Source organism: Acinetobacter legionensis, from assembly GCF_048552295.1.
GTDB lineage: Bacteria > Pseudomonadota > Gammaproteobacteria > Pseudomonadales > Moraxellaceae > Acinetobacter.
This window is the reverse complement of record NZ_JBIMCW010000008.1, coordinates 59,180-77,100: the sequence shown is the minus strand read 5'-3', so window position 1 is coordinate 77,100 and position 17,921 is coordinate 59,180. Positions and strand designations below refer to the sequence as shown.

General features: G+C 38.7%; 14 protein-coding genes. 4 read left to right on the top strand and 10 right to left on the bottom strand.

Features of this window, described 5'->3' with window-relative positions:
* Positions 1 to 17: 17 nt before the first annotated feature.
* From ACG916_RS08265 to ACG916_RS08245, 5 genes are all read right to left on the bottom strand, one after another.
* Positions 18 to 1,613, bottom strand: a complete 1,596-nt coding sequence (locus ACG916_RS08265; RefSeq protein ID WP_336953904.1) for a dipeptide ABC transporter ATP-binding protein — start codon at positions 1,611 to 1,613, stop codon at positions 18 to 20.
* Positions 1,591 to 2,601, bottom strand: a complete 1,011-nt coding sequence (locus ACG916_RS08260) for an ABC transporter permease (protein WP_419328159.1) — start codon at positions 2,599 to 2,601, stop codon at positions 1,591 to 1,593. Before ACG916_RS08260 ends, ACG916_RS08265 begins: the two co-directional genes overlap by 23 nt.
* Positions 2,601 to 3,671, bottom strand: coding sequence for a microcin C ABC transporter permease YejB (locus ACG916_RS08255; RefSeq protein WP_419328160.1), 1,071 nt, complete (start codon positions 3,669 to 3,671; stop codon positions 2,601 to 2,603). The genes ACG916_RS08260 and ACG916_RS08255 overlap by 1 nt, the downstream gene beginning before the upstream one ends.
* 96 nt (positions 3,672 to 3,767) lie before the next feature.
* The gene (locus tag ACG916_RS08250; protein WP_419328161.1) at positions 3,768 to 5,627 is read right to left on the bottom strand and encodes an extracellular solute-binding protein; all 1,860 of its coding nucleotides are present in this window, start codon (positions 5,625 to 5,627) and stop codon (positions 3,768 to 3,770) included.
* 72 nt (positions 5,628 to 5,699) lie between these two features.
* The gene (locus tag ACG916_RS08245) at positions 5,700 to 8,972 is read right to left on the bottom strand and encodes a LysM peptidoglycan-binding domain-containing protein (RefSeq protein WP_419330459.1); all 3,273 of its coding nucleotides are present in this window, start codon (positions 8,970 to 8,972) and stop codon (positions 5,700 to 5,702) included.
* 215 nt (positions 8,973 to 9,187) lie between these two features.
* Between ACG916_RS08245 and dnaQ the strand changes: the two genes are divergently transcribed.
* From dnaQ to nudC, 3 genes are all read left to right on the top strand, one after another.
* Positions 9,188 to 10,609, top strand: coding sequence for a DNA polymerase III subunit epsilon (dnaQ, locus tag ACG916_RS08240; RefSeq protein ID WP_419328163.1), 1,422 nt, complete (start codon positions 9,188 to 9,190; stop codon positions 10,607 to 10,609).
* A gap of 127 nt (positions 10,610 to 10,736) precedes the next feature.
* Positions 10,737 to 12,380, top strand: a complete 1,644-nt coding sequence (locus tag ACG916_RS08235) for a chemotaxis protein (protein WP_419328164.1) — start codon at positions 10,737 to 10,739, stop codon at positions 12,378 to 12,380.
* The gene (nudC, locus tag ACG916_RS08230; RefSeq protein WP_336953910.1) at positions 12,380 to 13,138 is read left to right on the top strand and encodes an NAD(+) diphosphatase; all 759 of its coding nucleotides are present in this window, start codon (positions 12,380 to 12,382) and stop codon (positions 13,136 to 13,138) included. Before ACG916_RS08235 ends, nudC begins: the two co-directional genes overlap by 1 nt.
* A 42-nt stretch (positions 13,139 to 13,180) precedes the next feature.
* Here the strand turns inward: nudC and ACG916_RS08225 are convergent, their stop codons facing one another.
* From ACG916_RS08225 to ACG916_RS08210, 4 genes are all read right to left on the bottom strand, one after another.
* Positions 13,181 to 14,083, bottom strand: a complete 903-nt coding sequence (locus ACG916_RS08225) for an alpha/beta hydrolase (RefSeq protein ID WP_419328165.1) — start codon at positions 14,081 to 14,083, stop codon at positions 13,181 to 13,183.
* On the bottom strand, positions 14,067 to 14,774 hold the full coding sequence (locus ACG916_RS08220; RefSeq protein ID WP_336953912.1) for a BON domain-containing protein: 708 nt from the start codon (positions 14,772 to 14,774) through the stop codon (positions 14,067 to 14,069). The genes ACG916_RS08225 and ACG916_RS08220 overlap by 17 nt, the downstream gene beginning before the upstream one ends.
* Before the next feature lie 105 nt (positions 14,775 to 14,879).
* Positions 14,880 to 15,296, bottom strand: coding sequence for a YraN family protein (locus ACG916_RS08215; RefSeq protein ID WP_336953913.1), 417 nt, complete (start codon positions 15,294 to 15,296; stop codon positions 14,880 to 14,882).
* A 13-nt stretch (positions 15,297 to 15,309) separates the two neighbouring features.
* Complete coding sequence (locus ACG916_RS08210; RefSeq protein ID WP_336953914.1) at positions 15,310 to 16,260, bottom strand: penicillin-binding protein activator; 951 nt, start codon at positions 16,258 to 16,260, stop codon at positions 15,310 to 15,312.
* A gap of 10 nt (positions 16,261 to 16,270) precedes the next feature.
* On the opposite strand from ACG916_RS08210, the gene rsmI reads away from it, so the two are divergent.
* Positions 16,271 to 17,116: a 16S rRNA (cytidine(1402)-2'-O)-methyltransferase gene (rsmI, locus tag ACG916_RS08205; RefSeq protein ID WP_336953915.1), complete on the top strand. Its 846-nt coding sequence runs from the start codon at positions 16,271 to 16,273 to the stop codon at positions 17,114 to 17,116.
* A 461-nt stretch (positions 17,117 to 17,577) separates the two neighbouring features.
* Here rsmI and ACG916_RS08200 read toward each other — a convergent pair whose 3' ends face one another.
* Positions 17,578 to 17,829 carry a hypothetical protein gene (locus ACG916_RS08200; RefSeq protein ID WP_336953916.1) on the bottom strand — a complete coding sequence of 84 codons (252 nt, stop codon included), beginning with the start codon at positions 17,827 to 17,829 and terminating at the stop codon, positions 17,578 to 17,580.
* Between the last annotated feature and the right edge of the window lie 92 nt (positions 17,830 to 17,921).

Genomic DNA, 17,921 nt, shown 5'->3' with positions numbered 1-17,921 from the left:
AGACCATCTATACAGCGTTAATACTGACTCGCGGCAATTAATCGCTTGGTATAGTCATTTAAAGGTTTATCAAATAAGGCTTGAGTGTCATGAAATTCGATAACTTTAGCATCTTTTAATACCAGAACTTTCTGACAAAGTGCTTTTACAACCTGTAAATCATGACTAATAAATAAATAACTCATCTGATAATCCTGTTGTAACTGACGCAGTAATTTTACAATCGCACGCTGTGTGGTCCGGTCAAGTGCTGAGGTTGGTTCATCGAGAATCAATAATTTAGGGCGTAATACCACAGCACGCGCTAAAGCCACACGTTGCCGTTGACCGCCAGACAACTCATGTGGATAACGCTGTTTAACTGTTATCGGGAGATCTACTTTATCTAAAATTTCATTGATACGAATCAGCATTTCAGCTTCTTTTAGACGTTGTAGTGTTAAGCCCTCTCGAATAATCTGGTCAACAGTCATACGTGGATTTAAGCTGCTTAACGGATCTTGGAATACAATCTGAAAATTGGATCGAAGTGGACGTAATTTACGCTGGCTCAACCTGTTCAAGTCTTGATTGAGTAGGAAAATATTACCCGAGCATTGTTTAAGTCGTGCGATTGCCAACGCCAAAGAGGTTTTACCAGAACCGCTTTCTCCAACAATGCCAATGGACTCAGCTCGATCTAAACGTAAATTGATCGGTTCAACGGCAACAAAATAATCTTTAACTCGATTAAATATCCCCTTTCTTATTGGAAATTTAACCCCAACACGATGCAGAGATAAAACTAAGTTACGTTTATGTGGTAAAGCATTGGCTTCACCAAAATCATGATCCAATAAATATTGGGTATAGCTGGTTTTAGGGTTTTGAAAAATATTTCGAACTGTGCCTTTTTCTTCAACCTGTCCCTGATTCATCACAATCACTTGATTGGAATATTTACGCACCAAATTCAAGTCATGGCTGACTAAAATCATCGCCATTTTATGGTTTAGAATAAGCAGTTGTAATAAGTTTAAAACTTGCGATTGCAATGTAACATCTAAGGCTGTTGTGGGTTCATCCGCTATAATAATTTCAGGCTTTTGGGCCAAAACTGATGCAATCAAAACACGCTGTCTTTGACCACCTGATAACTCATGTGGATAACGATTCAACTTATCCTCAGGTTCTTCCATCCCGACATCACACAATAAATCATAGACACGCTTTCTGACTTTTTCCTTGGACATCCCATCTAAAAGTAAAGTCTCACCAATAATCCGCTCAACTTTATGTAGTGGGTTGAGTGCAGTCATCGGTTCTTGAAAAATCATGGCAATTTTTTTACCACGGATCGCCAACTGCGCATTTTGATTAAGAGACAATAGATTTTGCTCATCATATAACGCTTGCCCAGTCACAGTTAAATTTTCAGGAAGCAAGCCAAGTAACGCCAAACCACTAATTGATTTGCCTGAACCACTCTCCCCGACAATCGCAACAGTTTCCCCAACATGTAGGTCAAAGTTAAGATTATTGACCAGCACCTCTTTACGCTCATTTTCAATATGCAGATGTTGGACAGACAACAACAAAGATTGATCATTTTTAACGTCTTGGATCGAATGCATCGCGTGTCGCCTCCCCAATATAAATCAATAAAGATAGCACCAAGGCCAAAGTAAAAAATCCGGATAAAGCCAGCCACGGCGCATTTAAATTATTTTTACCTTGTAGTAATAATTCACCGAGGGAGGCTGCATCTGGTGGAAGCCCATAACCTAAAAAATCCAATGCAGTAAGTGCGGTGATATTTGCAGTCAGCATAAATGGAAGTTGAGATAAACTTGAACTGATCACATTGGGCAAGATATGTCGGAACATAATCATCAAATCACTCACCCCTAATGCACGTGCTGCTTGAACATAATCTAAATGACGGGCACGAAGAAACTCAGCGCGCACTATACCGACCAACTCTGTCCAGCCAAAAATCAACATAATCAGAAATAGCCAATAAACACTCGGGGTAAATATACTGACCAAGATGATCACCATAAATAAAGTCGGCAAACCACCCCAAACTTCAAGCAGACGTTGCCCAATTAAATCTACCCATCCGCCATAATAGCCCTGTATCGCCCCAACAATAATTCCAATAAATGCAGCAAATAGTGTCAATGCCAAACCAAACAACAGTGATATGCGTAGACCATAAAGAATACGGGTAAATACATCACGCCCTTGATCATCTGTACCTAACCAGTTTTGTGCGCTGGGTGGTGATGGAACAGGAACGGCTAAATCTAAATTGGGAGTTTGGAAGGAATAACGAACCAGTGGCCAAATCGACCAGCCTTTTTCCTCAATCAACTGCTGAACCACCGGATCACGATAATCGGCTTCTGTTTCAAAGACCCCTCCAAAATGTGTTTCAGGATAAGCCTTTAAAACCGGCATGTAATAATGCTGATCGTATTTGACCAATAAGGGCTTATCATTGGCAATAAATTCGGCAGAAATTGAAAGGATAAATAAAACGATAAATAGAATGAAACAGACAAAACCCAAGCGATTATTCTTAAATTTCTGTATTCGTGCTTGCATGATCAGTGACATTATTTTGCACCTCTCGATTCAAAATCAATTCGCGGATCAATCACACGATAAACCACATCACAGATTAAACGTAAAATCAGCCCAAATAAGGTTAGAAAGAACAAAGCACCAAAAATCACAGGATAATCACGTTGTTGCACGGCTTCAAAACCCAGCAAGCCTAAGCCATCCAAGTTAAAAATAATTTCAATCAGTAGATTTCCAACAAAGAACACTCCAACCAATACTTCGGGCAAACCGGCAACAATCACCAACAATGCATTGCGAAACACATGTTTATATAACACGTCATTTTCAGTTAAGCCTTTTGCTCGTGCTGCAAGCACATACTGCTTATTGAGCTCTTCCATAAATGAATATTTTGTCAGATAGGTTAAACTCGCAAATCCACCCAGCACCATGGCCAACAAAGGTAAAGCCATGTGCCAAAAATAATCTGCTATTTTTTCAAATAGATTGAGGCTGTTAAAGTTGTCCGAAACAAAACCTTGTAAAGGAAACCATTGTAAATAAGAACCACCAGCAAAAAAAACGATCAACAATATTGCAAATACAAAAGCGGGAACGGCATAGCCCACAGCCAAAAGTAATGAAGTTGATTTATCAAAAAATAAGCCATGTTGTTTGGCTTTTTTAATCCCTAAAGGAATTGAGATTAAATAAATTAAAAAAGTACTCCACGCACCCAAGGAAATGGTGACTGGCATTTTTTCCCATAACAGTTCAGTCACCGGCTTATCTTTAAAAAAACTCGTGCCAAAATCTAAAGCTAAATAGTTTTTTAACATCAACCAGAATCGTTCATGTGCAGGTCGATCAAAGCCATATTGCTGTTTGATTTTATCGACCATATCTTCGCTTAAGCCCTGTGCACCACGATACTCATGGTTATTTACCGAAGATGATAGACCTCCAGCAGTCATATTGCCCCCTTGGAAGTTTTCTGCTTGTTGAATCGCTTGTTCAACAGGCCCACCAGGTGCAATTTGAACCACAACAAAATTGATCAAGAGAACAAAGAACAATGTCGGGATGATCAGTAACAGCCTTTTGAGTATATATGTGCCCATTGAAACGATGTTCCTTATGACCTCATGAGGGTAGATATGTCAATTTAAACATCACTCACGTTGAGCCACTGATGTTTTAACCATGAAGATTTAAAATTATGCTTTTTTAAATGCTCGATTTTTTAAATATTGCTCTACTTTTTTCGCTTGATCTGCATCTACCCACCAATACTCTAAACCGAGGGATAATTTTGGTTTAACTTTGGGTTGCTGATACATATTCCAATAAGCATACCAGTTTTTATCATTGCCATAAGTCAGAATTTGATAATAGCCTGCACGTAATACCCGATCCAGTGCTCGGGTACGAAGTACCAATTGTTCACGGTTTGGTGCATAAATAATCTGTTGAATCAGCTGATCGACCACTGGGCTTTTGACCCCCGCATAATTGTAATTGCCCACTTCATCGGCAGCTTTACTGCCCCACATCTGTGCCTGTTCAGCACCTGGTGTTAATGATTGCGGCATATCGATAGCGGTCATCTGAAAATCTAAACGGCGCATACGCTCTGTATATTGTGGTAAATCGACTTGACGAATATTTGCCTGAATCCCAAGTTTTTTTAAATTACGAATATAAGGCAACAAAGTCCGTAGTGCACCATCTTGATGAATCAGAAATTCAATTTGAATGGGGCGACCTTGTCTATCCACCAATAGTCCATTGTGAAAACGATAACCCGCCTTTAATAGCATCGAACGTGCAATCAATAAATTCTGTCGGTTAAAACCACTGGCATCTGAAACTGGGTATTTCCAATCTGCCAATACACCTTGCCGTTGTAATGCGGGCAATTGCTTTAAATAAGGTGTTAAAATTGCAAGTTCTTTCGCGCTTGGTTTTCCAGTCGCAGCAAGCTCACTGTTTTGAAAGTGGCTTTGCAAGCGAATATTTTGACCATATAACAATGCTTTGTTGATCCATTCAAAATCATAAGCATAGGTTAATGCTTGGCGAAAATTGAGATCATTGAATGGCGCCTTTCGGGTATTAAAAACCAAACTTTGCGTGAGCGCTGGTGTTTCAATCTTAGAAATATATTTTTTCACCAAACCTTGTTTTACCGCAGGAAAATTATATTCAGTGACCCAGTTACGGGCATTTTTTTCTTGATAAAAGCGATATTGTCCAGATTTAAACCCTTCAAAAGCGATTTCAGGGCTTCGATAATAAACATATTTCATGCGATCAAAGTTATAACGACCACGATTGATGGCTAAGTCCTTTGCCCAATAATTTGGATTGCGCTTATAGCTAATACTGCGCCCAGAATCAATATGCTCAATCAGATAAGGCCCCGATCCTAAAATCGGTTGCAAGGTCACTTTGCTATAGTCTTTATTTTTCCAATCTGCTTTTGAATAAATCGCAATTTTTGCCAAAATAAAGGGCATGTCTGCATTGTGGTCTGATTTAAATGTCATTTTCACTTGGTATTTAGACAATACCTCAGTCTTGGCTAAATCAGACAAATACATTTGAAAGCCTAGATTGGCTTTACTTTGAATGGTATCAAAACTAAATTTAACATCCTCAGCCGTGACAGGTGAACCATCACTAAAACGGGCTTTAGGATTTAAATGGAAAATAACAAATTTGGTTTTAACAGGATCATAAGTGACTTTTTCAGCGAGAAGCGGATATAACACACCCGGCTCATCCAGTGAGCTATCCATTAAGCTATCAAATAGATAATTAATCCCTTCAGTTGAACTGCCTTTGCCATTCATACTGTTGAGATTATCAAAGGTGCCTATACTCGCTGTACTGATATAGCCGCCTTTGGGTGCATTGCTATTGGCATAAGGCATCACCTGAGCTTTGTCATACTGTGGAGCATTATGTACAGCAATATATGCTGTTGTCTGTAGAGCAGCATCAACATTTAAGCTTGCAACATATAATCCCAATGCCAGCCCGATCGGGCTGACACATGCAAAACTTAGGCGCATTCCCCTATTTTCCTTTATTCAAAAAATTTTTTGAAATGTTATGCTTTAAACGTTGCTCCAATAAAATGGCGCTTAAAGATTCGGAACTTTAATTATGCTGCCAATGCGTAATGACGCGTTTGGTTTTATTTCATTCATCTCAGCAAGTGCACTGGTATCAATCCCAAACTTGCTGGCTAAACGAATCAATGAATCACCACTTTTCACTTTGTATTCAGTCACTGTTTTAGGAATACGAATAGATTGTCCACGTTGTAAACCCGCACGTGGGCTCAGATCATTCAATTCAGCCAGTTCTTGAACTGACATACCAACACGGTTTGCAATCGCATTTAACGACTCACCAGACTTCACCGCATAGCTTTCAGTATTCTTACTCGAAGCTTTAGCTGTTGCTTTCGCAGTCGCCTTTAGGTCTTCTTTTTCTTTAGATAGTGTGGATTTACTGGGTAATTCCCCATCAAGCTTTAAGCGTTGTCCAATATCCAAAGCCTGATTACGCGACAAACCATTTAATTCACTTAAATAAGACAACTGCAGTTTATATTTTTTTGCAACGCTTGCCAGTGTTTCACCTGATTTGACCACATGGATATCTTTACTAGCGCCTTCTGATTTCGATTCATTTCTCGCTTGTGTTTTGTCTTTACTGCTGCTTTCAGGCGTGCCAGTCAACTTCAATTTCTGCCCAACAAATAAACCAGATGTACTCTTTAAACCATTTAAATCGGCAATTTGGTTAACTTGCAAATTATATTTATTTGCCAGCGCTATCAGGCTATCACCAGATTGCACAGTATAGGTTTCTGGTGTTGTTGTTCCAACAGGGATCTTAATGATTTGACCCACAAGCAAGTTTTTAGATGTCGAAATTTTGTTTAATTCAGCTAATTCTGCCAAGCTTAATTTAGACTGAACCGCAATACTGGATAAACTATCGCCACTTTGAACTTTATAATTCTCAGTTTTATAGGTTGTTTCAGCTTTTACATTCTTAAACTTACTTTGATCAATCACTTTAGAGTCAAGTTTAGCTTCTGGCTCACTGACTTCACTGAGTGGCACATTGATCTTTTGCCCCACAAATAAGCTACTTGAGGTATCTAGACCTGGAGTCAAATCAGCGAGTTCATGTACGGATAAAGCATAACGATCGGCAATCACTTTAAGATATTCGCCACGTTTAACTGCATAAGCCTTGGTTTTGATTTTTGCAACAGGCTTAGAGGTATCCGCACGAACAACTGCTTTATTGATTTCAGATAATTTATCATCTGAAGCATCTTTAAGCTTTAATTTCTGACCGACAAATAAATTACTGTTACTATTCAGATTATTATAATTTGCCAATTGTGAGACAGATAAATCAAACTGATTTGCCACACTGGTTAAACTGTCATTTGGTTTAACCACGTAATTGGTAGGAGCGGAATCCGTGGTTTTGCGAGAAACCACAGGGGTATCAATTTGTGGTTTGGCATCATATAAATACAAAGTCGCCCCAACAAATAAAGTTCCATTTGGATCAACTTGGTTCCATTTGGCAATATCGCGCCAATTTACGCCATTCTTTAAAGCAATCGTTGCTAAAGTATCCCCTGCCAAAACGGTATAAGTACTGCGTTTACCTCTTGGTGGTTCAACCACAACTTCAGTTTCAGTTTTCTTAAAGTTCTTATCCTGATTCAGTTTAGCTTCTTCCGAGTTTGCAGGTGTGGTATCTGCTAAACCTTTAGGATATGAGAATCCAACCGTATTTTCTTTACCTTGAACCTCTGCAACAGATTGACTGGTTTGAATTGCAGTCAGTTTAATTTTACCATCATATGGATCAAGTACTTCTGTCCCTTGTGGAGCAATCGCCTTAATCTCTTTGACCACTTCTTCTTTTTCAGCTTGAGTGGCTTGAGGTTCTAAAACTTGCTTGACCGTTTCTTTTTCACCTTCAGCTTTTACTGCGGCAAGGATTTGTGCTTTTTCATGTGCAGAAATTGGAGGTTCCGCTGCAACAGGTTTAACATTGGCTGCATTTGTCACAGCAACAGGAATACGTGGCGCACTAGGAATATCAGCATTGGCAGCAAATTGCGCTAATGCATTCGAGCCTTGTGGTGTATTTTTGAGTGTGCTCAATGAGCCTGTGGTTGTGGTTTTTGCTGTTGTTAAAGCAGGTGGCGTTGCTTTACTTGGAGTAATCGATTGAGTGACTGTCGAGGTTACCGCTGTAGGCGTTAAAGTTCGTGTAGCTGTGGTTGGAGCAGTATTACTTGCCCATAACCCACTATCAGAACCCGGTTTTAACCCTCTTAATTTTGCATCAATCGTCGGACTAAGATCCGCAGGAATCAAAATACGCAAGGTACTTGATGGGTCAACCACTTCACCACGATGACCAGGGTTTAACGCGTATAATTCAGCACGACTTAAATTGGTAATTGAAGCAATTTGATTGAGTTGTACGCCTGGTGGCACCGCAACTTCTCTAAAGTGCGGACGATTGGCAATCGGTGGTAAGCTCACCCCATATTTAGATGGGCTTTTAATAATCTGCGCCACTGCTAAAAAGCGTGGTACATAGTTCATGGTTTCTTGTGGTAATCTCAATGACCAATAATCTGTTGGTAAACCCGCAGCTTGGTTACGGTTAATTGCTTGCTGGATCCGCCCTGGACCTGCGTTATATGCGGCCAAAGCCAATTCCCAAGAGCCAAATTGATTGTATAAACTACCTAAAAACTCATAAGCAGCACGTGTTGATTCAACTACATCACGGCGCCCGTCATATAAACTGGTTTGTCTTAGACCGTAGATTTTTCCTGTGCTTGGGATAAATTGCCACATCCCTGCTGCTGCTGCACTACTGGTTGCTGCTGGATCATAAGAACTTTCAATAATCGGTAACAATGCTAATTCAGTAGGTAAACCACGACGTTCAGCCTCTTTCACCGTATGATAAAGATAGCGTGATGCGCGTGCGCTTAAACGGTCAATATAGGGTTGGCGGGAAACAAACCAGCTCCTTTGCGCATCAATACGAGGATCCCAATGATTTTCATCCATTTTAAAACCGACTGACATCCGCTTCCATACGTCACCGTGTTTTAAAATCAGCAGGCGATCGCCCTCTACTGCACGAATATCTGTTGCAGAAAGTAAATCTTCTAGAGAGTCCAAACTGCTGGCATCCAACATACCTGCTGACTTTGATGTTTGAACTTTTGATGTTGTCGACGTTGAAGAACACCCTGCAGTCAACCCTAATGCTGCGAATGCAGATGTTAATAATGATAATTTAAAGAAAACAGTCGCAGTAGGTTGCCACACCATTGTGGTAGGTTTAAACATAAGAGTTCCGAACAACATTTAGTAAATTATTTTATCATTGCCATTTTAGTAGAGCTAAACGCGCTTACAAGGCAAATTTTGAATGCGAATTGCATACAAATGTTACAAGAAATTAAAAAAATCTCAGTTCATGCGTAGAAAACGCCGATTTGCGTATACAATAAATTCTTAAACCGCGATGTTCAACTCTTAATTCACTTTCATTGGTTATTACTATGTCACAAACAATCACACTTTATGTCGACGGTGCTTGTAAAGGCAACCCAGGTCCTGGTGGCTGGGGCGCTTATATCATCACTGAAACAGAAGAACATAAGTTGTGTGGTGGTGAACTTGATACAACCAATAACCGCATGGAGCTTACCGCAGCCATCGAAGGGATCGCATTTTGCCCAATCGAAGCAAAATTAGTGCTTTGGACCGATTCAAACTATGTAAAACGTGGCATTACCGAATGGATTGAGGGTTGGAAAAAGAAAAACTGGAAAGATGTAAAAAATCCAGATCTTTGGAAAAAGCTTGATCAAACCTGCCAAGGTCGCAAAATTGAATGGAACTGGATTAAAGGTCACGCCGGACATGCAGGCAATGAGATGGCAGACCAATTGGCGAATTTAGGTACACAGCAAATACTCGACGCAAAAAAAAACAACACTGCGCCAACCAAACTGACTCAACCTATGACAGCGGCTGATGATAAAAAAAAAGATGAAAAAGACTGGCTGCTTGACGATCCCTTTGGATTTGACCTGATTGAATCAGACGAAATGATAGAATCGGAAATTAGCCCTCAGCAGGATGTCATGCCAGCGCATAAAATTGTGATGGAACAACCATCAACCCAAGATATCAATGAAAATGATGAGCCAGCAATGAGCCAACCCGCAATGCGAGATATTCATCCACAAATTGTGATTACACCTGCTACTGTCAAGTTACATGGCCCTAAACAGTTTATTTTGGATACGGAGACCACAGGTTTCTATTATCAGGACAGTGACCGAATTGTTGAAGTTGGCGCTATTGAAATGGTCAATCGAAAACTGACCGGCAGTTCGATTCATATTTATATTAATCCAGAGAAACCAGTTGGCGATTCAGAAGCCATCCATGGTATTACAGATGAATTTTTAAAAGATAAGCCAAAATACAATGAAATTGCCCAAGTTTTATTTGACTACTTAAAAGGCAGCGAAATTATTGCGCATAATGCAAGCTTCGATATGAACTTCTTAGATATGGAGTTCAAGCGCAGTGGCCTACAGGCACTCTCAGAAGTATGTGAAGTGACTGATACCTTGGCGATGGCGAAAAGCAAACATCCTGGGCAAAAGAACTCTTTGGATGCTCTAGTTCGCCGTTATGAAATTCCGCAACGAGATCGTACTTTCCATGGTGCCTTACTCGACGCTGAAATTTTAGCTGATGTTTATCTTGCCATGACAGGTGGTCAAGTATCCTTTGACATGGATGCTCTTTCTGCACATACTGATCAGGCTCAAAGGAATACAACTCGGAAAAAAATTGAAATCAATGCCCCAGTCATTTTACCTTCAGATGAAGAATTAGAAGCACATGAGAACTGGGTCAAACAATTTCAAGAAAAACATGGGGAAGCCTGCATTTTTGCAAAATAAAATTTGAAATTGATGGCTATTTTTTCTGTAAAGATGGTCTTCTTCGGCTATATTAAAACTTAGAAAATTAGCCTCATTTTGAGGCTATGAAATAAAACATTCAGATACCCAGGATAGGTGCAGATCAATGTCTTACCAAACCTCTATACATTTTGATCCGACAGCATTACTTATTATTAAAAAAGAAGTCGATAATTCAATTTTACAGGTAGAATCTGCTGTCAGTAGCTTAGTTGATGACCAAACTTTACCCTTCGGTATTGATGATGCTTTGCTCCAATTTGAACAATGTGTAAATGTGCTGATGCTCATCGATATGCCGCATGTTGCTAAAATTGCGCAACTCTCAGCAGCGGTGATGCGTAAAGTGATGCAAAACCCACATGAGATCAATACTCAAGAAGTCATCGCTTTGAGTGAAGGCACCACCATGCTCAAACGCTATATTGAGTTTATTTGCCTTCGTGAAGTCAGAGCGCCACAATTTTTGCACGACACCTTAAATCGCTTAGAACTTTCTTTAGGTCTAGAGCTGACCCCAGAAGGCCAAGCGATTATTCCATTGCTCGACTGTGTTACACCGAATTTTAACTTGCAGCAATCACCTGAGTTAGAGCATTCAGTGTATGTACATAAGCTGTATAAATTATGCTTACATAAACTGCTCAAACAACAAGAAACAGATTTAGATTTACAGGGCATCAAGCTGGTTGGGTCTTATTTGGCAAATGCAGCCAAAGGCCAAGCAAGTGAGCAATATTGGGCTTTGGTTTCAGTTGCTTTAAATCACATTGAAAATATCATTCTCAATGATACACGCCTCAGAACGCTAATCAGCATTGAAACCAATATGTCTTTATTCTTTAAAGATCTATGCGGATTCAATCCATCTTTATTAGATACTGCCAATATCCTAAGTATTTGTATCAGCCAAGAAGATGAAATATCACAACACATCCGTGAACAGATTAATGTTGGTGAAGATATTCTGACTGACACTCAACTACAAATATTTAGTCGCCATTTATATGGCCCTGACTTTGAAACCATTCATAGTGTGAGCCAACTGATTACGGACGAAATGTCGCAAATCCGTAATGATATTGAGTTTAACTACAAAAATATGAGTGATGAAAAAACGCAAGAATTGAAAAGCAAACTGACTGATCTTGCACATGTATTTAAAGTCTTGAATCTTAATGAAGCCTATAGCGGACTGAAACAACAGGCTGACCTACTGTCTCAAGACAACATGCTCAAAGATGAAAATTACGCACAACAGTTGATGAACAGTATTTTATCAGCAATGAATTCGATTGGTATCTTAGAGCGTAATTACACATCGAGTCGTTTACAGTTAAAAGTGAATAACTTGCAGATTTCATTAGATCGTCTAGATGAAGCACATGCAGCATTATTGACCGAGACTAAAGCATTGGTTGATTTAAGCTCACAAACATTGGTGCAATATTTACAAGATCCTCAAAGTACAAGTTTAGACCAACTGCCATCACAATTAAGTGAAATTGGTGGTGCGCTGTTGTTCCTTGCAGCGAAAGATGGTCAAAAGGCATTGCTGCTTTCTGCGGAGTTTATTCAGACGAGTCTTAACAAAGAACAAGCGTTTAACCTTGCGCAAGTCAATAAACTGCTTGATGTTTTAGCCAGTGCAGACATGATGATTGAAAATCTACAAAACAAACAACCTGTTTTACAATCCATGTTTGATGTAGCATTAACAAGTAGTCAAAGTTTAAAATCGGTAGCCTAATGTCAGAATTATCACTTGCATATATCTTTCACCATCAACAACTTTTAGTGGATGAAAATTTACAACTGCCTAAAGTAGAAAAATTAGCAAGTGATATCAGCTTTAACTCGGGCGATCAGATTATTGCCCGGGATCTTTTTATTGAAGATCAAATTCCAGAGGGATATCAATTGATCCCAATTCGACAATTGATTTCACAATGGACAAAATCTGAGTTTGAACAAGCCAGTCGTGCTGTACAATTGCTTGAATGGCGAAGAAACCATAAGTTTTGTAGCCACTGTGGCCACGAAACCGAGGTTCATCCCAATGAATATGCTATGGTCTGCCCTAGCTGTCGTTATCATCAATACCCGCGTGTACAACCGTGTATTATCACCATAATTACTCGTGGCGATAACGAAATTCTATTGGCAAAAAATGCCAAGAATAAAAGCAATATGTATGGTCTTATTGCGGGTTTTGTTGAGGTCGGTGAAACACTGGAAGAAGCGGTTAAAAGAGAAACTTTGGAAGAAGTTGGCCTACATGTCAAAAATGTCCAATATTTATCAAGCCAACCTTGGCCTTTTCCAAGTAATCTTATGTTGGCCTTTAAGGCAGAATATGAATCTGGTGAAATCGTCTTGCAAGAAGAAGAAATTAGTGAGGCTCAGTTCTTTAAATTTGATCAGCTACCCGAAACGCCTTTTAGTGGCAGTATCGCCCATGCCATGATTGAACATGTGATTCACAATAGACCTATGCATAAAGACTGATCTTGATTGAGATATGTTCAAATCAAAAATGTCTAGCGATCGCTAGGCATTTTTCATTGCTTCATTTAAAACCTTAATAATTTCAGGTCGGGTTTTATAGAATCGACTAAATAGACTTGAAACACTGCCCATAATTGAAATATGACCAGTTTTAGGAATCGTGTAAATTTCACAATGATTACCTTGTTCAAGTAATTGCTGTTTAAAATCAAAAGAGTTTTTAGCTTTAACAATCTGATCATTTTCAGCCAAGAACAAATAATGCTTTACCTCATTTTTTTCAACAAAATAATACGGCATTACTTGTTGGTAAGGAATGCTTTGATCAAACGCATTTTCGGCTAAAGCATCACCTTTATAATCGAAATGATAAGGTCCAGCGATTCCAATCAAAGCTTTAATATTTTGTTTGATGGCTAGTTGGTAGTGCTTAGGATGATAAAGCAAAGACGCAATATTAAATGCGCCTGCTGAATGCCCCATCAAGGCAATTTTATCCATTGAAATACCAAACCGTGCTTGTTGTTGCTCCAAATAATTCAATGCAACAGCAAGATCATCAATATAGCTTGGAAATTTATGCTCAGGTGCCAAATGATAGTTCAGCACTGCCACGTTATAGCCAAAACGACTAAACGCCTCACCTACAAATTTATAAGCACTTTTATCACCATGGCTCCATGCCCCACCGTGAACAAAAAGAATCAGCGCATTTTGTTGCTTTTTATTAGAAATATATAGATCTAAACGTTGTCTCGCCTTTAAGCCATAGGCAATATTATACTGAATGGAATAGCCCTTTTTAGGGGTCAAGCCATTAATAGTTATACTACCTAAATCGTATAAACGAAAATCTTGATAGTGCGATTTAAATCGAGATTTTAGGTATTCAAACTGCTTTCCAAATCTAACTTTTAAAGCTTTTAACCTATTGTTGAATAACATTATTGTTTGGCTCTGTAGCATTAGGATCAATCGCAACAGGTGTCTGTACATCAGGCTGTTGTTGTACATTATTTACCACAGGTGCTGTGAAAGATGAAGTTTGGACTGAATTATTCGTTTGTTCGATGTTATCAATCAAGGTCACAATTTTAGTCACATTTCCAACTTTTTGTAAAACATCATTTAAATCTGCTATTTCAGCATTATTTAAACGACCTAAAACATACAGTATGCCGTCTTCTGTATGAATCAAAACTTTATTGTCTGAAACCACTGGTGCTTTCATCACTAAACCACGGGTATTCACAGTGACCGATGCATCTTGCATAATCGTGCTATAACCGATCTGATTACCCACAGTAAGATAATTATGAACAGTTTTAACATCACTCATTGCCCGTAGATTATCTTCAGCTAATTGCTTTAGATGTGCATCAGGCACTTGACCTGTGAGTAAGACATTGCTGTGAAAACTATTAATATTGACACGAGATTGCTTAAATCGAGCATCAAGCTTATACAAGTTGATTTTGGCAGTCCGCTCAATAGAGGAATCAATAAACACTTGTCCTAAAGATCGAACACCACTATCTGTTCCCACTGGTGAAGAACCAGTACCACCTGAGATAAAACTCGCGCAACCAGATAAACTTGCTACACACATCATGGTGATGACAATACGTTTTAACACTCAGCAAGACTCCTATTAATTTCAGCCTGCTAAACAACCATTTTAAACGCTGTTAACATGCTGGAAAATATATTTATTTTTGAAATAACTGTACCTAAATTTCAGTCACAGATTAATCAAGTCTGCATCCAAAGTAAATGCATTTTCAATCCAAGATTGATCATAAGAGATTTTACTGAGATCTTGCTGTACGTTTTTTGCAATTTTATGATGTAAATCAAAACCAATCACATCAAAACGGCAATAATATTGTTCATATTGTGGATGTTCTTGTAAAAACTTAAACGCCGTTTTAATCATTTTTTGTTGTTTTGATTGATTTACCGTTTCAAAAGCATGCCCCATCTGTGTCGGAGTTCTTGCTTTCACCTCAACAAAAATTAACTCTTGTTTAGATTGGGCAATAATATCTATTTCACCAAAGCGCGAGAAATAATTCAATTTTACGATATCGTAGCCATGTTGAAGCAGTAATTTCACTGCTTCTTGCTCCGCCCATTGTCCTAAATTATTTTTTGCCATGAGAAACCTGTCGTCACAAAGGTACTAAATTATTTTTTGAACGTTCAAAACATTGTGGAATACGTTCAACACGATTTCCATCAATTTTAATTTTTCCAGTGCGCCCATTAAAGGTTAAGCTTTTTACATTAGGGTCCAAAACAAATTGTTCAGCAATATGCCAAGCATCTCCACCAAAGGCATATAAACGCTGATACGGTAACGAGGTCGGTTTATCTTTATAGGCTTTGACCACATCATCCCATTCGGCGATGTATAAGGCTGGAACATCACAGAATTTCATCCCTTTAGGCAAGGCCTTTTTTTCATCGACGGCAATGGCTTGGGTATAAATTTTTTTCTTCTGCAATTTTGGAAAACTGGTCAACCATTGGTTTGAACCTAACAGTAAAATACCCTCTCGCTCCGAAATCGACTTTGGCATATGCTCTACAGGATCAACTTCACCCATATAATTGGCAAATAATGCATTTAAAAAGTTAATAGATTCTGCTTCTGTGCCTTTTTCACGCACCACATAGAGTTTGCTAACTTTATCATGCTGGATATAATCAAGCAGCGCCAATGCATCGTCATTTTTAGAAAGACTATATTGCCAAACACTTTTATAGCTTGGATAAACTTCATTGAGTGCCAATACAGGTACTTTAGGCTTTAAATTAATTAAAGCCTCAACATCAGGGCGAGCCAAAGGCCCAATAATCATTTTAGTCTTTTTATTGACATGCTGTTTTAACAGCGCTTTGATGGTCTTTTGATCTGAATCGACAAATTTTAATGGTATTTCATTCTTTGATGTCTGCGCGGCACTTAATATTCCTTGTTTAATACTCAAACCCGCTCGCGACATAGGGCCTGTTTCAGGTAATATAACCAGAATTTCTGCGTGAACTTGGATTGCGAATCCAACCATTCCCAACATAATCACTCTTTTAATACTGTTCAACACTAACTTATTCTTCATGGAGACCTTTATGAGTGCTCAATTATTCGTCGTAGCGACCCCAATTGGGCACTTAGATGATATGACTTTTCGTTCTATTGAAGTTTTAAAGTCTGTTTCTGTTATTGCGGCAGAAGATACACGTCAATCTGCTCAATTATTAAAGCACTATAATATCTCAACTCCGCTCACTGCGTGTCATGATCATAATGAAAGTAACAAAATTGATATACTTATCGAAAAATTAAAAAGTGGTCAGAATATTGCACTGGTCAGTGATGCTGGTACACCATTGATTAGTGACCCGGGTTTTAAATTGGTACGCGCTGCTCAGGAGAATGGTATTCGCGTCATTCCTGTGCCGGGTGCATGCGCTGCTATTGCTGCGCTAAGTGCGGTGGGTCTACCAAGTGATCGTTTTAGCTTTGAAGGCTTTTTATCATCAAAACAATCGCAACGATTAATTCAATTAGAAAAATTAAAACATGAGTCACAAACCATGATTATATATGAAGCACCTCATCGTATTTTAGATAGTGTCAAAGATATGGCTGATGTTTTTGGCGCAGATCGCCCTGTAGGTTTTGCACGTGAAATTACCAAAACATTTGAAACAATTAAAAAAATGACATTGGGCGAGTTGGTGACATTTATTGAAAAAGATCGTAATCAGCAAAAAGGTGAAATTGTGTTAGTCATTGGTGGTGCACCAGATGCCAAAGATCAAGACGTTGAACAAGAGAAGTTAGATCAACTTTTAAATCGCTTATTACAAGATTTATCTGTCAAGGCGGCATCACAACTTGCTGCGGATCTAACCGGCATCAAAAAGAAAATTGCCTATCAACGTGCTTTAGAGCTGACTAATCAACAATAATTTTATTTCTTGAGTTGAGAAAGGCGTGTATAGGCATTTCTCAACTTACTTTATATATTAACCCACATTATTTCGCTATTCTGTTTGTTTTTCTACTTGCTTGCTCTCTCAACGCACTTTATTCCTCAATCTGCATTGCTGCAGGCGACTGATTGTTCTGGTCGCTTTTTTACCTACCTTAATCTTTTAAAAAACTATAAATTTTAATCCCACACTGATCAATCTGGCACGTATAAAAATAAATACAGGAAAACAAATAATCAAAAGTACAACATTCCTGATGATTTAATCACTCATATACTTAAAGCAAGCAGCAAGGATCCATAAAAATAAAATAGTTCATTAAAATTTCAAGTAAAAAGCCACGAACACTAAAATTTTTTAAGATTGGGATTTAAACATCGAAAAAATAGACAGCATTTCAACCAAATTTAAAAAAGCACCTTTCGGTGCTTTTAAAATCAATCTTTAGCAGATTCATCAGGTGGAACTTCGGTAATTCTCCCACCACGCGCTAAAAATGCAGCGACCTCATCTTCCAACGCTTCACGCTGTCTTTTTTTCGCTGTCACAGTGAGTGTTTCAGCTTCAGCTAAATCTGTATCTGAAACTATAGAATCACTTGCCGCAGCACCTTTTTCAGCCGCTTTAGCTTCATCATCGTCTACTGCATGATCTTCTGAATTATCATCATAATCATTTGTATCTGTCATCTTTAACTCCCCATCAATGACGTCAATGTACCATCCGAAAAATGGTGATGTTTTACAGAGAAATGTATCAAGCTCTTCGCCATTCGACTAGT